The organism is Streptomyces silaceus, assembly GCF_001419745.1.
Taxonomy (GTDB): Bacteria; Actinomycetota; Actinomycetes; order Streptomycetales; family Streptomycetaceae; genus Streptomyces; species Streptomyces silaceus.
Genome location: NZ_LIRJ01000278.1, coordinates 1 through 5,590, shown reverse-complemented (window position 1 = coordinate 5,590; position 5,590 = coordinate 1). Strand labels below are relative to the sequence as shown.

4 protein-coding genes and 1 pseudogene are annotated in these 5,590 nt (G+C 75.5%); 3 read left to right on the top strand and 2 right to left on the bottom strand.

The window, feature by feature from the left end; translation table 11 throughout:
* Positions 1-277 precede the first annotated feature (277 nt).
* Both AOK22_RS24535 and AOK22_RS44170 read left to right on the top strand, forming a co-directional pair.
* A complete protein-coding gene (locus AOK22_RS24535) occupies positions 278-1,015 on the top strand; it encodes an ABC transporter ATP-binding protein (protein ID WP_055700878.1) in 738 nt (245 codons plus the stop codon).
* Entirely contained in the window at positions 1,012-3,153 is a 2,142-nt protein-coding gene (locus AOK22_RS44170) for an ABC transporter permease (protein ID WP_055700877.1), read from the top strand. The genes AOK22_RS24535 and AOK22_RS44170 overlap by 4 nt, the downstream gene beginning before the upstream one ends.
* Here AOK22_RS44170 and AOK22_RS40015 read toward each other — a convergent pair.
* Positions 3,101-4,027: pseudogene (locus tag AOK22_RS40015) on the bottom strand (DMT family transporter); the annotation flags it as partial. The gene AOK22_RS44170 and the pseudogene AOK22_RS40015 overlap by 53 nt on opposite strands.
* Before the next feature lie 39 nt (positions 4,028-4,066).
* On the opposite strand from AOK22_RS40015, the gene AOK22_RS24525 reads away from it, so the two are divergent.
* The gene (locus AOK22_RS24525) at positions 4,067-4,585 is read left to right on the top strand and encodes a MarR family winged helix-turn-helix transcriptional regulator (protein ID WP_055700876.1); all 519 of its coding nucleotides are present in this window, start codon (positions 4,067-4,069) and stop codon (positions 4,583-4,585) included.
* A 12-nt stretch (positions 4,586-4,597) separates the two neighbouring features.
* Here the strand turns inward: AOK22_RS24525 and AOK22_RS24520 are convergent, their stop codons facing one another.
* Positions 4,598-5,440: a nitrilase-related carbon-nitrogen hydrolase gene (locus AOK22_RS24520; protein ID WP_055700875.1), complete on the bottom strand. Its 843-nt coding sequence runs from the start codon at positions 5,438-5,440 to the stop codon at positions 4,598-4,600.
* Between the last annotated feature and the right edge of the window lie 150 nt (positions 5,441-5,590).

Here is a 5,590-nt window from a genome sequence, read left to right as displayed (position 1 = left end):
GGCGGGACCGTGCCGCTCCGCTGTGGGCAGGCGTTCCGCAGGGCGAGTGGGGCATCCCCTGCTCGAGCGGAGCCGAGAGCTTGGGGAAGGGTGGGCACAGCCCACGGTGCCGGGCGGCGATAAGTGTGGCCCCAGCCCCGGCGCAGCCGGACCGTGCCGGGAGGTCGAGGAGGCCCCGGCCCGGTGCAGGGGCGGGTCGGAAGGTAGGGGTAGGCATACCCCTGGACGCCCAGCAGGGGGCGTGTTTCGTGGGGGGGACCGGCGATTGGGTGGGGGCATGAGCCGAACCGTTGCCGTACGCCTCCGCGAAGTAAGCCGCCGCTACCGGGACCTCCTCGCCCTCGACGCCGTCGACCTGGACGTCGGACGAGGGGAGTTCCTCGCCGTCATGGGCCCCTCGGGCTCCGGCAAGTCCACCCTCCTGCACTGCGCCGCCGGCCTGGACAGACCGACCTCCGGCACCGTGGAGATCGCCGGCACCGAACTGACGGGACTGAGCGAGCGCCGCCTGACGCGCCTGCGCAGGGACCACATCGGCTTCGTCTTCCAGGCGTTCAACCTGATGCCCTCCCTCACCGCCGCGCAGAACGTCGCCCTCCCCCTGCGCCTGGCAGGCCGCCGCCCCGCCCGGACGGAGATCCACGACGCCCTCGCCCGCGTCGGCCTCGCCGACCGCGCCCACCACCGCCCCGGCGAACTCTCCGGCGGCCAGCAGCAGCGCGTCGCCCTCGCGAGGGCCCTCGTCACCCGCCCCGCCGTCCTGTTCGGCGACGAGCCGACCGGCGCCCTGGACACGGGAAGCAGCAGGCATGTCCTCACGCTGCTGCGGGGGTTGGTGGACCGCGAGGAGCAGACCGTCGTCATGGTCACCCACGACCCCGTCGCCGCCTCGCACGCGGACCGCGTGGTGTTCCTCGTCGACGGCCGCGTGGCCCGCGAGTCGGTCGCGCCGGACGCCGGCGAGGTCGCCGCGGTCATGGCGGAACTGGAAGTCCGGGAGCGGGTGTCCCGATGATCCTCCTCGCCTCCCTGCGCACGCGGTGGACCAGCCTCGTCGGCGCCTTCGTGGCCGTCGCCCTCGGCGTCGGGCTGACCGCCGCCATGGGTCTCGGGCTCGACGCGAGCCTGTCGGCCCCGGACCGGGCGCCCGTGCGGTTCGCCGGTTCGCCCGTGGTCGTGCTGGGCCAGGACCGGCTGACCGTACCGGTCGAGCGCGGGCCGTCCTCCACGTACGTATCGAAGCCGCTCGCTCATCCACACCCTGTGGACATCGAACTCCTGCGCGACCTCCGACGGCTCGGCCCCGTCCGCCTCGACGGGGACGCGCGGGACGCCGTCGGGGTCGACGCCCCCGCCCGCGACGTGCGCGAGGTCGTCGGCGACCGGGCCCGGGTGCTCACCGGCGACGAGCGGCGCCTCGCCGACCCCGGCGCGGGCGACGACGCCGAGGCGCTGGTGGCCGTGAACTCCTTCCTCGGCACGGCCGGCGGGGTGGCCGCCTTCGTGTCGGTGTTCGTCACCGCGTCGACGTTCGCGTTCGTCGTGGCGCTGCGGCGGCGGGAGTTCGGGCTGCTGCGGATGGCGGGCGCGACGCCGGGCCAGGTGCGCGGCCAACTCCTCGGCGAGGCCCTCGCGGTGGGTCTCACGGCCTCCGCCGCCGGGTGCGCGCTCGGGGCGTGGGGCGGGCCGCGGCTGGCCGAGGCGCTGGTGGCGGCGGACGTCGCCCCGCCGTGGTTCACGGTGGCGGCGGGCGACTGGCTCTCGTGGCCCTTCCAACTGGCCTTCTGGACCGGGATGTCCGTCTCCTTCGCCGGGGCCTGGGCCGCCTCGCGGCGGGCCGGGCGCATCGGCCCGGTCGCGGCGCTGCGCGACGCGTCCGTGGACGGCGACGTCATGCCGTGGAGCAGGCGCCTCGTGGGGGCGGCGCTGCTGGCCTGCGGGATCGGGCTGCTCCTGTGGACGCTGGGCACGGACCCGTCCGCCCTGATGAAGCGCAAGACGTACACGACCCAGCCGATGATCCTGATCACCGCGGCCGCCGCGCTCGCCCCCGTGCTCGTACGTCCCGTCGTCCGCGCCTTCCGGCTGCCCGGCGCCATCGGCCTCCTCGTCCGCGAGAACGCCACCGCCTCCGTGCGCCGCACCGCCGCCGTCGCGGCCCCCGTCCTGGTCACCGTCGCCCTCGCGGGCAGCCTGCTCGGCTCGGCGCAGACGGTCGGCGAGGCGAAGGCGACGGAGGCCCGTGACCGTACACAGGCCCAACTCGTGGTCACTGGCGAGGACTTGAAGGACGTGCGGGTGCGGGATGTACCGGGCGCCGCGGCCGTCTCGGCCTCCGCCGCCACCGCCGTCTACGTACGCGAGGAGGGCAGCGCCCTCGTCCGGTCCGAGGCGCGCGCGGTGCGCGATCCGGCGGCGCTGACGGCGACGTCGCGGCTGCCGGTGGTCGCGGGCGACGTGCGCGACCTGGACGACCGGTCGATCGTGGTCAACGAGGAGTGGGAGAAGCACCGGGTCGGCGAGCACGTCGACGTGTGGCTCGGCGACGGGCGGCGGGCGCGGCTGCGGATCGCGGCGGTCCTGGCGCTCGGGACCGGGGACAACGGCGCGTACGTCACGACGGCGAACGCCCCGGCTGCGCCGCTGGACCGCATCGACGTCACCCTGGAGCCGGGCTCCGCCGAGGCCGAGGCCGAGGCCGCGTCCGCCGCGCTGGCGGCCCGCAGCGGCGGGGAGGTCCGCCCGGCCGAGCAGTGGCTGGCCGCGACGCACCCGCGGACCAAGGCCCAGACGCGCCTCGGCCTGCTGATGCTCCTCGCCATCTCCCTTGTCTATACCGGCATTTCGCTCGCGAGCACGCTCCTGATGGCCGCCTCCGTGCGCGGCGCGGAGCTGCGTTCGCTGCGGCTCGCGGGCGCCACGCGCGGCCAGGTGCGGCTGGTCGTCGCCGGGGAGGCGCTGGTGGCGGTGGCGGCGGGCGCGCTGCTCGGCCTCGCCGTGACGGCGGTCAACCTGGGCGGTCTGTCCGCCGGTCTGGCGCGGCTGTCGGCTCCCGCGGGCGTGTCGGTGCCGTGGGACGCGCTCGGTGCGGGGGCGGGGGTGTGCGCGGTGGTGGCGGCGGGCGCCGCCGTCGTGGGCGTACGAAGGGGGTGAGGCCGGGGCGCCGGGCCGCCGGGCGCGGGCGGCCCAGCAGGATCCCGGCCAGGACCAGGGCGAGCCCGAGGAACTGGCGCGCGGTGAGCGACTCGGCGGCGAGGAGGGTGCCGAGCAGGACGCCGGTCACCGGGTTGAGCAGTCCGACCAGGCCCACCGTCCCGGCGGGCAGGTGGCGCAGGCCCGCGAACCAGGCGGCGAACGCCAGGGCCGTCGCCACCACCGCGACATAGGCGAAGGCGAGGGCGGCCGGGCCGTCGAGGGCGGGTGGCGCTCCCTCCACCACGACGGCGGCCGGGATCAGCACCAGGCCACCGGCGACGAGTTGCCAGGCCGTCGAGGCGAGCACCGGGACCTCGGAGCTCCAGCGCTTGGCGAGGATGTAGCCGAGCGAGGACATGAGCATCGCGGCGGCCGACGCGAGCACGCCGGCGGCGTCGGCCGTGACCGCGCCGCCGAGCAGCATCAGACAGACGCCGCCGAGCCCCACGGCCGCGCCCGCCAGAGGGGCGGGCCGGGGCCGCTCGGCGAGCAGCGGCCAGGCGATCACCATCATGACCAGCGGCGAGGTCGCCATGACGGTCGACGCCAGGCTCGTCGGGAGCAGTTGGGCGGCGACGTAGACGAGGGTGAAGAAGCCGCCCATGTTGAGGACGCCGAGGACCAGGGACTTCCACCACCAGGAGCCGTGCGGGCGGCGCCGGGCGACGGCCCAGAGCAGCAGCCCGGCGGGCAGGGCCCTGATCGCCGCGCCGTAGAGGGGGCTCCCGGCGGGAAGGAACTCGTGCGTGACGTAGTAGTTCGTGCCCCAGGCCACGGGGGCGACGGCCGTGAGCAGCACCCAGCGCGGGGCGGCACCCGGGATAGCTTCCATGGAAGCCACTATGCCTTCCTCGGAAGCTAAAGTGAACCCATGACCGACCCCGCCCCTCTCGACCACGTCGCCCGCATCCAGGCCGAGTGGGCCCGCGAGCGCCCCGACGTCGACGTGACGCCGCAGGGCGCCATCGGGCGGCTCCACCGGCTCGGCGCGCTGCTCACCGAGGAACTCTGCGTCGTCTACCGGCGGTTCGGGCTGAGCGAGGGCGAGTTCGACGTCCTCGCGGCGCTGCGGCGCGCGGGCGAGCCGTACGAACGGGCGCCCGGGGAGCTGGCCGCGCACACCATGGTCACGACCGGCGCGATGACCAAGCGCGTCGACCGCCTCGAACGCGCGGGGCTCGTCACGCGCCGCCGCGCGGCGGGCGACGGGCGCGGCCGGGTCGTCGGCCTCACGGCGGCGGGCCGGGAGCTGATCGACAGGGCCTTCACGGAGCACATGCGCAACGAACGCCGTCTGCTGGACGCGCTCACGCCCGGCGAGGCGGAGCAGCTGGAGTCGCTCCTGACGACGTGGCTGGGCCGCGTGGAGCCACCGCCGGCCGCCCGCTGACCACGCCGTCCGTCAGCTGTCGCCGCCCTCGTCGATCAGGCGCCGCACCTCGCGCTCGATCAGACCGAGGCGGGCCTCGGCGACCAGCGGGACGGCGCGACGGCTGCGGCGGGCCTCGTGTACGTCGATGTCGACCGTCACCAGGCCGGGCTCCCACTTCGGCGCCTGCGCGACGACCGCGCCGCGCGGGTCGACGACGCGGGAACCGCCCCAGAACGAGGCGCCGTTCTCGTTGCCGACGCGGTTCACGAAGACGACCCAGCACTGGAGCATGCGGGCGGTGTACGAGAGCAGCGTGTCCCAATACAGGCCGGTGTCCATGGCCTCCGGGTCGAGGCTGGCCGCGCTGTTCGTCGGTACGACGATGACCTCGGCGCCGTCCTGCACGGCGAGCCAGGGCAGGACCGGCTGCCAGGCGTCGTTGCACACCAGGGTGGCGGCGCGGCCGTGGTCTCCGGGGAGGTCGTACGCGCGGAGGTGCTGGCCGGGGCTGACGTGCTTGCGCTCCTCCCACGCGAGGTAGTTGGGGAGGTAGAGCTTGCGGTGGGCGTGGTGGAGCCGCCCTCCCGAGTAATACGCCGAGGTGTTGTACGCGCGGAGGCTGGTGTGCTCGTGGAGGCCCACGAGGACGTCGGGGCCGTCGGGGGTGGTGAGGGCGAGGAGTCTGGGGTCGTCCGTGGTGAGGGAGGTGTCCCTCTCCAGGGCGCCGAGGTGGTAGCCGTGGAGGCTGAGTTCCGGGAACACGACGAGGTCGGCGCCCTGGGTGGCGGCGCGCTTCGTCTGTTCCCGTGCGGTGTCGAGGTTCGCCTCGACGTCTCCCAGTGCGCAGTCGGTCTGCGCCAGCGCCACTCGCATGTCCCGAGCCTTTCAGCGCGGGCTCTCCCCTGCACGCCGGGGCCACCCGGACGGGGGCCTGGCCGGGCCTGGCCGGGCCTGGCCTCGGCGCGGTCCGGCTGCGTCGGGGCTGGAGCCACCTCCATCGCCGCCCGGCACCGTGGGCTGTGC